Origin of the sequence: Ancylobacter sp. (assembly GCF_965279025.1) — a bacterium.
Lineage (GTDB): Bacteria > Pseudomonadota > Alphaproteobacteria > Rhizobiales > Xanthobacteraceae > Ancylobacter.
The window spans coordinates 3,251,682-3,267,245 of sequence record NZ_OZ257132.1 but is presented as its reverse complement, the minus strand read 5'-3'; the positions used below and the strand labels follow the sequence as shown (position 1 = coordinate 3,267,245).

Genomic DNA, 15,564 nt, shown 5'->3' with positions numbered 1-15,564 from the left:
CCTGACCTGTCCCCCGGCGGGGCCTACCAGCGGTACTTGATGCCGCCCTGGCCAGCCCAACCCTGGACGTCGCCGAAGTTGTACTCGCCCGCACCGAACAGCGCGATGGAGCCATTGAGGTCCGCCGTGAAGCCGATCCCGGCATTGTACCAGGTGCCGTTGATGTCGCTGGTCAACACCGTGCCCGCGACATTGGTCTTGTTGTCGCCCATGAACTCGGAATTCACGTTGAAGATCGCGTGCGGCGTGATGGTCTGGCCCGTCGCCATGACGAAGGTCGACTGGATCTGCAGGCCGAAGCGACCGATCAGGGATTCCGCATCGCCCGGCGAGATGTAGGTGCCGACCGAGTCGTAATAGGAGTCCTGATTGGCATTGGCGTAGGTGAGCTGGGCCTGCGGCTGGATCACCCAGCCATTGGACAGCTCGAAGCCGTAGCCCATCTCGATCGAACCACCCCAGACGGTCGCGTCTGTGTTCGCCGTGACATTGCTGGTGGACGCGATGTCCAGATCGAGCACGTCCACCTTGCCGACGATGTCGGTGTAGAAGCCCGCACCGGCAACCAGGCCGACCTGGCGGATGGTGGCGTAGACGCCCGCCGCCCAGCCGTCGATCTTCAGGCTGGAATTGCCGTACCAGGACGACCAGTTACCGTCGACGTCGACATCCGACCAGCCATAGCCGCCGAAGCCGCCGGCGCTGATCCGCCAGTCATTCCAGTCGAAGGTATAGTCCGCGCCGGCCTGCAGGCCCCAGGTCTGCTGCGAGAAATCCCACCCGCCGCTGACGTCGTAGCTGAGGTCCGAACCACCGCCGCGGCCCCACATCTGGAACTTGGGCGCAGGAACCGGCTGATAGGCCGGGGCCTTGTTCACGGCAGACGGCGCGAGATCGGCGTTGCGGCCCTCAAGCTGGTCCTGCTGGCGAATTTCGCCCAGCCGCTTATGCAGCGTGTCGAGGCCGGCATAGAAGTGGCGCTGCATGGCCGAGGGCGCCGTCGCATAGCCCGTCGCCTGGGCCGTGTAGCCCGAACGCAGGTACCAGTCGCCCGCACCGGTATCCTCGGACTCCAGGAGGGTGATCTCGTTCTCCGGATCCTGGAACAGACGGTAGGAATAAGCGCCCGCCATCACTTCGCGCTGGCCGCTGACCTTGTTGCGGGCCAGCTGGAAGGCGTCGTCGGGAGAGGCGTCGTATTCGCCGACATCCACCACCTTGATGCCGTCGCCCTTGCCGAAGCCCGTGAGCGAACCCTGCCCGCCATTGGTGTTGTTGATGTAGATGGTCGTGGTCGCGTCTTCCGCCACATTGCCGTTGATGACCAGCACGTCGGTCGGGCTGTTGGAGCCGCCGAGATAGGTATCGAGCAGCAGGTTGCCGCCGCCAATGTAGTTGCCGTTGATGGTGAGGCGGTCACCGACGACGTCGTCGATGCCATTATGCAGCGCGATGGTGCCCTGGTTGATGAAGGTGGCGTCGGGCAGATCCTCGTCCGGCTCGCTGCCTTCGGTGTCATAGAGCTCGATCCGGGTGTCGTGCGCGCCCGTCTCCGAGTCGCCCGCCACGTCGAGCACGGCGCCGGTATTGTCCAGCCAGCCCGCATCGGCGCCGGTGTAGATCGAGCGGTAGCCTTCCGCCCCCTCTTGCCAGCCCGCGAGGACAAAGGTGCCGGTGTCGAGATCGGCCTTGGTGTTCGACAGGCGCAGGTAGGAGTCGGAGTCGACGACTACCAGGCCATCCTTTCCGCTGTTGCCGTTGAAGTTCACCCAGCGCTGCGTGAGGTCCAGATAGGAATTGTCTCGGACGACCAGCTGCTGGAAGTGCTCCACATCGTCGAGGATCAGCGTGCTCTCATTCGTCACGACCAGCGTGTCGAACCCACGACCGCCATCGATCTCACCGTCGATGTAGAAATTCGAGTTCATGTTGTCGAGGCCCGACAGCACGACCAGGTCATCGCCGCTTCCGCCGCGAATATTGTCGAGGGAAATCCAGGTCCCCTCCGTGTCGGTCGCGGCAACGACGATGGTGTCGTCGCCACGGCCGCCGTCGATGTCGTCGATCGCGATCTCGCCGCCATCGGCATAGAGGACGATGCGGTCATCGCCCGAGCCGCCGTCGACGTCGTCGGCGCTGATGTCGCTGCGGCGGTCGAGCGCCGCCAGCACGATGGTATCATCGCCACGCCCGCCATCGATGTCGTCGACCCGGATGTCGCCGCCCTTGGTGGCGAACAGGCCGATGAAATCATCGCCCGAGCCGCCGTCGATGTCGTCGGCACGAATGTCGCCGCCCTTGGTCGCGATCAGGCCGATGATGTCATCGCCCCAGCCGCCGTCGATGTCGTCGGCGCGGATGTCGCCGCCCTTGGTCGCCAGCAGGCCGATGAGGTCGTTGCCCGCGCCGCCATCAATGTCGTCGACGCGGATTTCCGCGCCTTCGGACGCCAGCAGCCCGATGAAATCGTTGCCCCAGCCGCCATCGATGTCGTCGGCGCGGATATCGCTGCGCCGGTCGGTCGCCGCCAGCACGATGACGTCATCGCCCCAGCCGCCGTCGATGTCCTCGACCCGGATGTCGCCGCCTTCGGAGGCGAACAGGCCGATGAAGTCGTCGCCGCGATCACCGTCGATGTCGTTGCCGGAGATGTCACCGCCTTCCGTCGCCGAGAGCACGATCCGGTCGTCGCCGCTCGAGAACCAGCTGCCGTCGCCGGAGATGTCGTCGAAGCGGATCTCGCCGCCACGGCTCGCGCGGAGCGTGATCTCGTCGTCGCCATCGCCACCGGAGATGTCGTCGACGCGGATCTCGCCGCCACGGCTGGCGCTCAGGTTGATCTCGTCTTCACCGAAGCTGCCGGAGATGTCCTCGGCACGGATCTCGCCGCCGCGGGTTGCCCGGAGCGTGATTTCGTCATCGCCGAAACCGCCATTGATGTCCTCGACGCGCACTTCGGCGCCGCGGCTGGCGAAGACGCCGATGAAGTCGTCGCCGAAGCCGCCCGAGATGTCATCGGCGCGGATGTCGCTGCGCCGGTCGGTGGCCGACAGGATGATGGTGTCGTCGCCCCAGCCGCCGTCGATATCCTCGACCCGGATGTCGCCGCCTTCGGAGGCGAACAGCCCGATGAAGTCGTCGCCGCGATCGCCGTCAATGTCGTTGCCGGAGATGTCGCCGCCTTCCGTCGCGGAGAGCACGATCCTGTCGTCACCGCTCGAGAACCAGCCGCCGTCGCCGGAGATGTCGTCGAAGCGGATGTCGCCGCCCTTCGAGGCCGACAGGAAGATGGAGTCGTCGCCATCGCCGCCGGAGATGTCATCGACGCGGATATCGCCGCCGCGGGTCGCGATCAGGCCGATCTTGTCGTCACCCGAACCGCCATCGATATCGTCGGCGCGAATCTCTCCGCCGCGGGTCGCCAGCAGGCCGATGACGTCATCGCCGGAGCCGCCGTCGATGTCGTCGACGCGGATTTCCGCGCCTTCGGTCGCCAGCAGGCCGATGAAATCGTCGCCACGGCCGCCGTCAATGTCCTCGGCGCGGATGTCGCTGCGCCGGTCGGTCGCCGCCAGGATGATGGCGTCGTCGCCCCAGCCGCCGTCAATGTCCTCGACGCGGATGTCGCCGCCATCGGAGGCGAAGAGGCCGATGAAGTCGTCGCCGCGATCGCCGTCAATGTTGTTGCCGGTGATTTCGCCGCGGTCGGTGGCCGCAAGGACGATGATGTCGTCGCCGCTCGAGAACCAGCCGCCGTCGCCCGAAATGTCGTCAAAGCGGACTTCGGCGCGGTCGGTGGCGAACAGGCCGATGAAGTCGTCACCGTCGCCGCCCGAGATGTCGTCGACGCTGACGTCGCTCCAGCGCCCGGTCGCCGCCAGCACGATGGCGTCGTCGCCGTCATTGCCGCTGATGTCGTCGGCACGAACGTCGCCGCCGAAGGCCGCGCCCAGCACGATCAGGTCGTTGCCGTCATTGCCGCTCACGTCGTCCGCGCGCACGTCGCCGCCGAACGCCGCGCCCAGCACGATCAGGTCGTTGCCGTCGCCGCCCTCGATGTCGTCGACGCGCGTCTCGCCGCCGAAGAGGCTGAACACGCCGATGAAGTCATTGCCGTCGCCGCCGTCGATGTCGTCGGCACGGGTCTCGCCGCCGAACGCACTGCCGACGAGGATGAGGTCGTTGCCCCGGCCGCCGTCAATGTCGTCCACGCGGGTTTCGCCGCCGAGCGCGCTGAACACGCCGATGAAGTCGTTGCCCGAACCGCCGTCGATATCGTCGGCGCGCACATCGGCGCCGGGACCGACCGCCGCCAGCACGATGATGTCGTTGCCGCGGCCGCCGTCGATGTCGTCGACGCGGGTCATGCCGCCGACGAGGCTGACCACGCCGATGACGTCGTCGCCCGAACCGCCGTCAATGTCGTCGGCGCGGGTGTAGCCGCCGAACAGATTGCCGACGAGGATGGTGTCGTCGCCGCTGTCGCCGTTGATGTCGTCCACGCGAGTCTCGCCGCCGAAGCCGCTGACCACCGCGATGAAGTCGTCACCCGAACCGCCCTCGACGTCGTCGGCCACCACGTCGCTGCGGAAGCCGAACGCGCCCAGCACGATGGTGTCTTCGCCGCGACCGCCGTCCACGTCGCCGCCGATGAAGATGTCGGCACCGTCGGTCGCGAACACGCGGATATCGTCATCGCCCGACTCGCCCATCACCGAACCTTCGATGGTGATGTCCTGGGTCGACGAGTTGAAGATGTTGATGTCGTCGTCGCCGCGGCCGCCGAGGACGTTGCCGCCGCTGCCGCCGACCTTGTTGATGCCGGTCAGGAGCTGGTCCGAGGCCGTGATGTTGATGGTGTCGTCGCCGTCGCCGCCGTCGACATCGCCGTTGACGTTGACCCAGCCGGTCCAGCTCGAGTCCGCGAACGAGCCGCCACCGATCGTGATCACATCGTCGCCGCCGTCGCCCGAAACGGAACCGTCAATGGCAATCGACGATTCACCCGGACCCGGGACCGGACGGATGGTGATGGTGTCCGCGCCGCCGCCGCCGTTCACATTGGTGCTGGGATAGGAGCCGAGCGTGTACGAACCGCCGATGATGTCGATGGTGTTGGCATCGCCGTTACCGTCGATATTACCGCCCTGCTCGCCGCCGCCGCCATTGTCGCAGAACCAGCTGCCCGTGCTCGGGGTCTCGGTGCAGCCCGCCGGCGCCGCGTCGGCGCGCTGCGGCGCCATCACCACGCCGGCGACGAGCATCGCCGCAACGGCGAGACCCGATGCCGAGCCGAACAATGCGCCCTTGCGATGGTCCAAAGCTACCGAGGTAAGAGGACTTGCCTTGCGCGAGACGCGCCGGAAACTGCCCGTCCAACGACGCGCGACGACAATCTTCTTCGACATCGAAATGCCCCCAAATCCCTAAAATTATCGAGCGACCTGGGCCGCTCTTTTTTCGAATCTTCCGGTACCCGCATGACCGGTTATCCGAGTCGACGGCAAACTAGTCCGACCTCATCGTCGGTCGCAAGGCCACCTCAGCGCCTCATTCCAGTTGCAAAAATGTCTTCAAATAATTCTGCAAGAATGACCTGCACGCCTTGGAAATGCTAGATACGTGGAAATTCAAGGCTTTATTAATCGTAATTTCGCCCGATCCCATTTCTCAGAAATTTCATCAAAATAATACCGACGAGAAATTACCCAACGTCACCATGGCGGTTCTCGCCGAGTGTGCTATTTTTGTTACTCATCGAGGGAGGGCCAGAGGCTGGTCGGAGCGGCTCCGACCAGACGTTCTTTTTGCGGGGAACGCTCGGCCTGCGGGGAAAAATGCTCATTGGCTATTGCTTAGTGGAATCCGATGGCGGATTGGCCGGCGGAAAGGGAACTGACACAGCACATCCGGTGGCGGCAGGCGCGCCACCACCGGAGGCTCCGCGACTTTCGTCACCGGATGCCTCCGTGCTTCAGAATCTCGGCTGCGAACAGGTCTTCACCGATATCGACGATGATCGCCGCGCGGACCGGCCCGGCCTGCGCGCGGCGCTGGATTTCGTGCGCGCCGGTGACGAGATGGCGGTGTTGTCGCTCGGCCATCTGGGCGCAGAAGTCGAGGCGGTGGTCCGGCTGATCGCCTCGCTCAGCGAGAGAGGTGTGACCATCCGCATCGGCCGGATGCCGATGGACATGATGATCCCGTCCGGCGAGGCGCTGGCCTTCGCCTGCCGCGCCCTGGCGCAGATGACCGATACCGGCCCGCCATCGACCAACGGGTCGGAGCCGCCGCGGCGGCGGGGGCGCCCTCAGTCGCTTTCCGCCAAAGACATCGCGAAAGCTCGCCGGCTGCTGGCGAATGGCAGCGCGGTCCCGGAAGTCGCCCGTGCGCTCGGCGTCTCACCGGCCACGGTCTATCGCATCTTCCCGCGGCGCTCGACGAAGCCTCCGCATCCGGACGATGCCGCCCCCTGACAGGGGCGCATCAGCACGAAGCGGCGGTGGCGGCAGTTGCCCGAACAGCCGCTTCATCCGCCAGCATCGTGGACGCAGACGAGCGCCCCGGGCGCGCTACCCCGCAGGCGCCGGGTGCCCGCTCGCCTGGAAGCGGAAGACGGTTGGTGCTCGCGCCCGGCAGATCGCGAGCAACCCGCGAGCCGTTTTGATGAATTGCTTCGAAACTTGGCTCAATCTATCGTGCAGACGGGTTGCGCCCGCGCCTTGCGGTTGCGGGAGGGAAGCGTGCCGGCGGCGATGCGGGGAAGCGATAATGAAGAAGCACATCCGCACGCGCGGCGGCGTTGTTTCGCGTCACATCACCACGAGTGGGCTGAAAGCCGGAAACAGGTTTGTGGCCGCACCCGCATCGTCGCCCTTGCCGCCAGGGCGCCTCACGGGACACGGGCTTTGTCTCGGCGCGGCGCTCAGCGCGCTGCTGATGCTGGGAGGCGCGTTCGAGCCGGGGGCAGCGATGGCGGATCCGGCGATCACGTACACGCCCCCAGCGGGCATCAAGGTCGTCGACGTCACCGGTGGACCCACGCAATTCGGTGACCTGGAACTTGCGGTGCCCCCGATAAACCGGGGATTCTTCATCTACAATCTGTTCCTAGGCCCGGATGATGACTGGATGCTGGAAGTCGTACCGACCGCTATGGCGTACCAGCTTCCGAGCCTCGTCACCGGCGCCCAGAGCATCTGGCACACCACCACCGGGCTGTGGCTCGATCGACAGGTCGATCTGCGCAGCTATCTCCTGAACCCTGCCATGACCGCCCCCGCAAGCACCCCCGGCGCCCGGGAGACGGCCCTTGTCCCCGGGGCGCTGCGGCCGGCCGCTTCCGGCGTCACGCCCAGCGTATGGGGCAAGGCACTCGGCAGCTGGGCGTCGCGCGACGCGAAGCAAAGCTATGTGGGCCTCACCGGGATTTACAATTACGACACCGGCTACGACCAGGACACCTACGGCTTCATCGCCGGCGCCGATTTCGGCAAGACCACGGCCGAAGCCACCTGGGTCTTCGGCGTGCTCGGTGGCTACATCCATTCGAAGATGAGCTTCGACAGCAGCGGCACGACGGCCGATTACACCGGCGGCACGGTCGGCGCTTATGTGACCTACCTGAATGAAGGGTTCTTCGTGGATGGCCTTCTCAAGGCCGACTTCCTGAGCCTTGACTATGGCGCTCCCGCCCTGGCCGGCATCGGCTATGTCGGCGAGAGCACCGACGTGACCAATATCGGCGTCGTCATCGACACCGGCTATCGGTTCGCCGTGTCGGAGACCGCCTGGTTCGAGCCTGTCGCGACTCTGTCCTACGTCAACACCCGGATCGACGATCTGGATGACATCCCGGGCACGGCGGTGCGGTTCGAGGACGGCGAAAGTCTTCGCGCCGCCCTCGGTGCGCGCATCGGCGGGAGGGTGCGTGACGCGGCGGTCTACTGGATCGAGGCGTCGTTAGCCGGACGTTTCTGGTACGAGTTCGAAGGCGACAATCAGGCCTGGATTCTCGGCCCGGACACCAATTTTGTGGCCTATGACAATTTTGACGGTGGCTTCGGCGAAATCGTCGCCAGCCTGAACGTCTTCGGCAAAGAGAATGGTTGGAGTGGCTTCCTGAATGGCAGCTATCTCTTCAACGGGGACTATAATAACGGATCTGCCAAGACCGGAGTTCGCTACCAGTGGTGATGTGGACGGCCGTCAGCGGCTCGTGAAGCGGGGATTTCCAGCCGGAACCCGCCCGATCTTTTCGGGGCGGCGGCGGCGCCCTTGTCCTCGACCGGTATGGCGACCCGCCCCTGAAGTACCGTGACCATTTGCGTGATGAAGGCAGGCGGTTGGCGGACTGCCGCGAGAACCCGGCTCTCTTAAAAAAGGCACCGATCTCAGCGCCAACGAGATTCGCGCAGAGCTTGGAATGCGCTTCCACGCGACACGGGGCGACACCGCGCCCCTCCGAGTAATCAGGCAACTATGTGATTTTACTCGGGTTGGGTTGGCTGGGGGACCTGGACACTCCGATTCTACCTCTCAAACCCATATTCTGTAAGGAAATCATTGCATTGGTGTAGCCGATGGGTGTATTCGCCGGGTGTATTTTTCTTCCCCAGCCGCCCAATCGGAGCCCCCCATGCGCTATGACCGAACGCACCTTGAGCAGCATCGGCGGCAATGGCGCGTCCGCATCGCGGTGCCCAAGGACATCCGAGCGACCATCGGCAAGCCTCATATTGTGGTGTCCTTGGGCACGGAGAGTCTGTCTGAAGCCGCCCGGCTGAAACACGCGGTCATCGCTGAAATCAGGCAGACCTTCGAGGAAGCGAGGGGCAGAAGTGTGAAGGCTCGGGATAGCCGCTTACAGGAGGCTCTCCGCTGGAAGACCGCTGAGGTGCTCGGGGGCGTGCCCGAGGAGGAACGTGAGGGCCTCCTGCGGGAACTCATTTACCAGCGCGCGGAGGCGATTGAGGCGAGCGAGGGAGAGGCGGCCGCTGTCGAGTTCGCTTCTGTCGCGACGGGCGCCGCCACGCCTTTCCTGCCGTTGGTCGATCCATGGCTTGATGAACGCATCAGCATGAAGCCCCGGCAGAAACACGACTACCGGCGCGCCATCACCAAGTTCGCGGCCTTCTGCTCAGCGATTGAGGACGTGACCCGGCGCAAGGCAGGGCAGTACGTCACGGAGCACTTCATTCAGAAGGGCATTCACCCGAAGACGATCAACAAGGATGTGTCCTGCCTGTCCTCCTTCTGGCGATGGCTGGAGAAGCGAGGCTATGTGGAGGGGGACAATCCTTGGCGCGGACAGGGGGTGAACGACCGAGACCTAGAGGTGGTGGCGACCACCAAGCGCCCCTTCACCGACAATGAGATAACGACCCTCATCAAGGGCACCGAGCCGGCGACAATGCTGGGTGACGCCATCCGCATCGCGGCGCTGTCAGGAATGCGCGTGTCCGAGATTGCCAAGCTGCGGGTGAAGGACGTGCGCGAAGGTCTCTTCCACGTGCTGGACGCGAAGACCAAGGCCGGAAACCGTGCCGTCCCCATCCACCCCCTTGTGGCCCCCCTCGTGGCCGCGCGGACGGACGGAAAATCACCCGAAGACCGCCTCTTCAGCGAGCTTCCGGCCGTCAAAGAGGGCAGCTCTATCGAACCCGGACAGGCCATCACGAAGCACTTCGGCCGCCTGCGGACGACCCTTAAGGTGGACGAGAAGGCGCCCGGAGCGAGACAGAGTAATATCGACTTCCACTCCTTCCGTCGCTGGTTCATCACGAAGGCTGAGATGGCCGGGCAGCCCCCGCACATCATCTCCAGCGTGGTCGGACACGTGCGGCAGGGAATGACGCTGGGGACCTATTCTGGCGGCCCTAGCGTGGACCAGTTGCGGGCCTGCGTGGCGTCCGTGCAGTTCCCGAGGGAGCAGCCGAAGCGGCCGGAGGGTGATGCCCCTGCCGAGAGTGAGGCCGTCCTTACGGGTCCAGTATAGGGAGGGAAGGTTGTTACCTATGGAGCCGAGGCCGTGACCGGGATGGTGGTGCCGGCACTCATCAGCCCTGCCTCCACCATGATCCGCGCTACCTCGTCCGCTTTCGATGCCGGAGCGAGGAGGCCATCATGAATGCCGAGACCCACAACCCCCCTCGCCTGCATCTCAGCCAGCACCGCCACGAGCACCTCGCTCTCCGTGTGCATGAGCTTGAGCCCGATGCCGGAGCCGAAACACGGCGCGAGAGACGGGTGCAGCGAGAGGATGGCGGCCTTTACCCTCTTCACCGTCCAGCCCGTGGGGAGTGATTTGCTCAAATCGCCGCCGCCCTCGCCTTCGAGCAGCGACGCGGGCCACGAGTTCCGCCTGTGGCTGTCGTTCAGAAGGACATTGAACGCCGTCTTCACCGCCGCGCGGTGGCCGACCAGCCCCGGCACTGCGTACATGTCGCCCTCGGGAGGGGTGGCTCCTACGTGCGCGTAGGCCAGCCTCACGGCCATCTGCCCATAGTCGAGTTCCACCGCCTGCTCACCGCTGATGCGGATGCCGTTGCGCCGAGCCGATGGGAGATTTTGCCAGAACCCGCCGAACAGACGCCCTCCCCGGTCAAATCCCTGGCCCTCAGCCAGAGCGGTGATGAAGTGTCTGCGCATCGTGCGGTCGTGCGCATCAACGGGGCCGGCTCCGTCGTCCACGAAGGCGATGTCTGCGGATGAGAGAAAGGAATTCAGCCCCTCCATAGTCCGACGCATGGCGACCGTCTCGGGGGTGTCGATGTAATCCACCAACTGCCGCGCGACGACGCCGGAGCCCAATCCAAGGCGCTCCTTGCGCGTCAGGATGATAGTCTCCTCCCCCGGCACGCGGCCAAAATCTTCCGTCCAGATGCCGGCGCTCTCCACCCGCTTGCGGAAGGTCGCGGCGGGCGACACGGCCCACCCCTCGCGCAATGACGCCGGCTTGTGCCAATCGATCAGGTCCAGCTCGGTGATGCGCACCAGCAAGTCCCGGAGGGGTTTCCCAAGCGCCTTGTTGTCGTACCGGGTGGCGCCCTTCGGCCCGTTGCCCGTGAGGATGGCGAGCCGTCCCGACTCACTCGGCACCAGCACCTCATGCGCGAGGTTGCTCACGACCACTTCCACAGCCATCTCAAAGCGGCTCTGATCGACCGTCTTACGGGCGCGTTTACGGGCACCCTTCTCCCGCTCCAGCGCCTCCACCTCAGCCGTGATGTCCGCGACCAGCTTGCGGAGGGCCGGGCCTCTCGCGCCGCGCCAGTCGTCAAACCAGCGGTGCCGCTCCGGGGGTTGGGAATGCTTGCTCATGGGGACTCTTTGCGGCACCGGGAGTCCGCGTTCAAGGGGCGTTTCGGGGGTCGTGAAGGGGCGCGCAAAGGGGATAGACACCCCCACACACGCCCACACCGAGATATCCACAGGAGGCTTGTGGGGATGTCGCGACGCTGTGACTTGAGACCTTGTGGACTAGGTAACAACTGCCCGATTGGCAGGCCCGCGTGGAGCATTTATTCTGCTCGGATGATTGACGCTTCATCATCGCCCCCGGCCCAGAAAGGTGGCCCATCTTCATCCAGCTATCTACACCCGTATGCTTGCTTTAGATGCCGGAAGAGCTTCAAACGCGCCAGTCGGACGGAGGCTGTGCTTCCCTGCCCCGAATGCGGAGGGCCAAGCATTGGCCTTACTCGAAAGTTCAAGCCCCCTAAACGGGCTGATGAGAAACAGTGGCGAAAGGTCGAGGCTCTAGTCCGGCATGGCTTTCTATTTTGGCCGGTTGGCGAACCGTACCCGCAAACGCTTGGCGAGGTTCCCGCATTTGCTAAGCGCCATTCTGCGTTCATAGAAAAAGAGCGCGCAATGAGGCCGGAGGCGTACCGAGAGATTGACGCTGCATTGGCGGCCTCGACTGACCGGGCCTGACCTTTGAGGGAGGCGCCCGGCAGCCGCAACTCTTCCTATAGTGGGGGCTTAGCGGCCGTCCACGCGGCAGCCTGAGGCCGCTGGGGGCTTCCTATAGTGAGGGGTTGGCCGGGCATCGCGCCGGGCCTGTCACTCCTCCCAAGGCAACCCTTCAGGCGCGACTTCCGGGGCCACTTCGGGCACCGGCTTGGGCTTCCTCTTCGGGGAGCCGTTCTCCATCACATCCACCATCCACGGGCCGAAGGTCTTCACCTTCTTCGCTGCGGCACCCGCCACCAGTTCATCCAGCCCGGCGCGGGTGAGGAAGGTGGCCTTGGGAAAGGTCGGCTCGGGGCGGCCTTCGGTGGTGTCGAAGTCCTCGCGGGTGAGCGTGATGCGGTTCGCATCGGAGACCTTGAGGCCCGCGAGAATGGGCCGGGCACCGTGCGGGGGCTTCGGGGTGTAGCCGATGGCAAGGAGGACATCGTGCGCCATCAGCATACGGCCATGAGCGGGGTGGCGGGTGGCGCGAATGGTCTTCTCACCGAAGGGCAGCTTGTGGAGGACGGGGGACGTGGGGGCGTGCATAGGGGTGGCATCGGTCATGATGCGGTGGTCTCCAGATGATGGGGTAATCAAGGCGAATACGAGAAGTTCGAAATTGCAGATAAAAATCGCCGATCTACATCTTGTGTGCGACTGGCACCCACCCACCTACATAGCTCATCCTAACCAAGGGGAACGAGCATGTCTCTCGATGGCTTTTACAAGGTTCAGTTCGCAACGCCTTTGGGCGCTGGTGCCGGCGTGGTGGTTCTTCGGGAAGGGACAATCGAAGGCGGCGACAGCGCCCTCTTTTACAAGGGCACGTATTCGTTGAACGGCAATCAGTTCACTGCCACCGTTTCGACTGGCAGGCATACGCACGGGCTGGACTCGGTGTTTGGCAAGGATAACGTGACTATCAACCTCCATGGCGAAGTCTCAGCGGGGCATCTGCGTCTTCAGGGCTCAGCGCCGGCAGCACCCGGCGTGCCCTTCACTGCCGAACTTCAAAAGCTTTAGGGGCTGTTCGGCTTCCTCAGGGGCGCCTTAAACGACCCCTGAGGTATGCCCTAGCGTACATCTCTGGCGACGCCAGAAACCCCGTCCGCTGGGGTTGACATCGAGTCTACGTACATCTTATCTGCGGACACCATCCTTGCCGACACCGGAGAGGCCGATGTCCACCATCCTCTATGCCCGCGTCTCGACTGCCGACCAAACCCTTGCCCACCAGCGCACGCAGGCCGAAGCGGCCGGCTATAGCTTTGACATGGTGATTGCCGATGACGGCGTGTCGGGTGTCTCCGTGCCCCTCAGGGAGCGCCCCGAGGGCCGCCGCCTGTTCGACGTGCTGCGCTCCGGGGACACCCTCGTGGTCCGCTGGGTGGATCGTCTAGGCCGCAACTACGCCGATGTCACCGAGACCATCCGCGAGTTCATGCGCCGGGGCGTGGTGGTGAAGACCATCATCAACGCCATGACCTTCGACGGGGCCACCAAGGACCCCGTGCAGATGGCCGTGAGAGACGCCCTCATAGGCTTCATGGCGGCCACCGCACAGGCGCAGGCAGAGGCGACCAAGGAGGCGCAGAAGGCCGGCATTGCCCACGCCAAGGCCGCTGAGGGGGCCACCAAGTACAAGGGGCGGAAGCCGACCTTCAGCCGGGAACAGTTCACCCGCGTGGCTGAGATGCTGGCGCAGGGCGCGGGCGTGAGCGACGTGTCGAAGCACACCGGCCTCACCCGGCAGACGGTCTACCGGATCAAGGACGACCCTGCTGGACAGGCGAAGGCGCTGGAGGCTTGGGGCCTCTGAGGTGGTGTTGATGGTGGGGACCATCTCCAAGAACCCCTCCCCGGCCGGCACCGGCGCCTATAGGCATGGACCTTCCCTCCCTCTACTGGACCCGTAAGGGGCGTTTCAGGCTGGCCTTTGGTTTGTCGTGAGTTTCGCTGAGGTACATTACCCGCGCCCACAACACGGTCGGAAACGAACCTAGGCCGGCGCCTGCCGCTCCAGCCATCCCCTCAGGTACTCGGCAAGGGCCGCGTTCTGCGTAGCGATGACGCCCGCATTGTCCTTGCGCTTGCCCTTCTTGCGGCGCCGCTCCCTGAGCTGCCTGCGGAGCTGGGCATAGCCCTCATCGGTCTCAGCCGAGCCTTGGCGCCAACGGTTCGCCATGTCTTCCACCTCCTGCGCCACGACCATCCGGGCCTCCTCCCGCGTGAGCCCCTCATTGCCGCCATTGATCCGCAAGAGGCGCTCGTAGTCCGTGCATTCGTGCCGGACATAGTTGCTCACGAGGATGCCCGCGACTTCCCCGAGGCGGCCGTAATGGCCCTTGTTGCGGGCGCGTCTGAGTATCCTGCGGCGGGTCCTGTAGCCCGCTGAGGGGTACATGGCCGCGAGGTAGGTGCGGAGCTGATCGAGGAACGCGTCGCGCTGCTCCGGGGCGGGCTCGGTCGGCGCGCGTTGGGGCTGGGGTTCGGCGGGCGTGTAGGGTGTCATGATGCCCGCGAGGATGCCGCGCAAGGCGACACCGAGGAAGGTGCTCAGGGCGAGTCAGATTGACTCACCAGCGACCGGGAGCGGTGCCGGGCACGATGTGGAGCGCCGGGACAGAGCGGCCGTATATGAGGCTCGCAGGGGCGGCCCTAAAGGGGTCAGAATGCGGAACGGGAGGCCCCCGAGGGGGGTATCGCGCGCCGCCTCTTATTCAGATGGGCGCTCAGATTTCTCCAGCAAATTACCCGGAAACATCCTCACGATATCCCAAATTTCAGAAGTAATTCGAGCCCCTTTCGTAGGGTATGTCTTCGAACATGATCGTGTCTTGTCCGCGCCGCACAACGCGGTAATTCCACTTGCGGGCAGCAGTCTCAATATGGGTGCGGGCCGAGCCCGGTTCCAAGCGCAGTTCTCGGTCCACATCATCAAACTTAATCGCCCTCTTGTTGTCGCTGGATGGACGCGCACCCATCCACGACTCTAGAAGCGAAATGCAGTCGTTAGGGTCAGATATCAAAGGTTCATGATTTACGGCATCTACAGGCGGGACATCTTGCTTTCCGAGACTGCTCACGGCTTTGCGGATACGATTGCACGCCGGCCCCAACGCAGCGGCAATATTTCCATCCTGTCGATCCGCATCATATAGTGCAGGCGTCAATCCAAGCAGATCAGTTGGAAGCTTTAAATCCTGTGCATTTCGGGGGATAAGGATGAAATTCCTTTCCTTGCCAAGCCGGCCTACGAACATTCCTAGTTCAAAAATGACGTTGTCACGCACCGTCATTTTGCTTTCATCGCGAATTAGATGCACATCGTCGGGCGCAAAAATGAAGATTCCGAAATCCGCGGCATCGAGAGCCTCCACCAGCGATTCGATGGAGTATTTCGACGGCACGAATACATTTTGATCCCATACTGTGCATTCGGCACTATGTTCAAGATTCTCCTGAACGCCATATGCCATGTCAAGATTCTCGACTGACGAGGCTATGAAAATGCGCGGCTTCATGGGTTACGCCCATTCGAATCGATGGCAATGCAGTGACCAATACTAACCCCAAGGCGGCGCCTTAACACCGCCTTGGGGTCTT

General features: G+C 64.1%; 10 protein-coding genes. 5 read left to right on the top strand and 5 right to left on the bottom strand.

Annotation, left to right across the window (positions count from 1 at the left end; all coding sequences use genetic code 11):
* Positions 1 to 23: 23 nt before the first annotated feature.
* Positions 24 to 5,408 (bottom strand): autotransporter outer membrane beta-barrel domain-containing protein, encoded by a 5,385-nt coding sequence (locus ACQY76_RS15065; protein ID WP_428029548.1) that lies wholly within the window; start codon positions 5,406 to 5,408, stop codon positions 24 to 26.
* Between the two features lie 561 nt (positions 5,409 to 5,969).
* Between ACQY76_RS15065 and ACQY76_RS15060 the strand changes: the two genes are divergently transcribed.
* From ACQY76_RS15060 to ACQY76_RS15050, 3 genes are all read left to right on the top strand, one after another.
* Positions 5,970 to 6,476: a recombinase family protein gene (locus ACQY76_RS15060; RefSeq protein ID WP_428029547.1), complete on the top strand. Its 507-nt coding sequence runs from the start codon at positions 5,970 to 5,972 to the stop codon at positions 6,474 to 6,476.
* Positions 6,477 to 6,771: 295 nt separating this feature from the next.
* The gene (locus tag ACQY76_RS15055; protein WP_428029546.1) at positions 6,772 to 8,196 is read left to right on the top strand and encodes an autotransporter domain-containing protein; all 1,425 of its coding nucleotides are present in this window, start codon (positions 6,772 to 6,774) and stop codon (positions 8,194 to 8,196) included.
* 442 nt (positions 8,197 to 8,638) lie between these two features.
* Entirely contained in the window at positions 8,639 to 9,997 is a 1,359-nt protein-coding gene (locus ACQY76_RS15050) for a DUF6538 domain-containing protein (protein WP_428029545.1), read from the top strand.
* Between the two features lie 17 nt (positions 9,998 to 10,014).
* On the opposite strand, the gene ACQY76_RS15045 is transcribed toward ACQY76_RS15050, so the two are convergent.
* Together ACQY76_RS15045 and ACQY76_RS15040 are read right to left on the bottom strand one after the other, a co-directional pair.
* Entirely contained in the window at positions 10,015 to 11,322 is a 1,308-nt protein-coding gene (locus ACQY76_RS15045) for a hypothetical protein (RefSeq protein WP_428029544.1), read from the bottom strand.
* A gap of 744 nt (positions 11,323 to 12,066) precedes the next feature.
* A complete protein-coding gene (locus ACQY76_RS15040) occupies positions 12,067 to 12,522 on the bottom strand; it encodes a hypothetical protein (protein ID WP_428029543.1) in 456 nt (151 codons plus the stop codon).
* Between the two features lie 141 nt (positions 12,523 to 12,663).
* Between ACQY76_RS15040 and ACQY76_RS15035 the strand changes: the two genes are divergently transcribed.
* On the top strand, positions 12,664 to 12,981 hold the full coding sequence (locus ACQY76_RS15035) for a GrlR family regulatory protein (RefSeq protein WP_428029542.1): 318 nt from the start codon (positions 12,664 to 12,666) through the stop codon (positions 12,979 to 12,981).
* A gap of 157 nt (positions 12,982 to 13,138) precedes the next feature.
* A complete protein-coding gene (locus tag ACQY76_RS15030; protein ID WP_428029541.1) occupies positions 13,139 to 13,777 on the top strand; it encodes a recombinase family protein in 639 nt (212 codons plus the stop codon).
* A gap of 180 nt (positions 13,778 to 13,957) precedes the next feature.
* Here the strand turns inward: ACQY76_RS15030 and ACQY76_RS15025 are convergent, their stop codons facing one another.
* Entirely contained in the window at positions 13,958 to 14,494 is a 537-nt protein-coding gene (locus ACQY76_RS15025) for a DUF2293 domain-containing protein (protein WP_428029540.1), read from the bottom strand.
* Between the two features lie 247 nt (positions 14,495 to 14,741).
* The gene (locus tag ACQY76_RS15020; protein ID WP_428029539.1) at positions 14,742 to 15,482 is read right to left on the bottom strand and encodes a TIR domain-containing protein; all 741 of its coding nucleotides are present in this window, start codon (positions 15,480 to 15,482) and stop codon (positions 14,742 to 14,744) included.
* Positions 15,483 to 15,564: the final 82 nt, after the last annotated feature.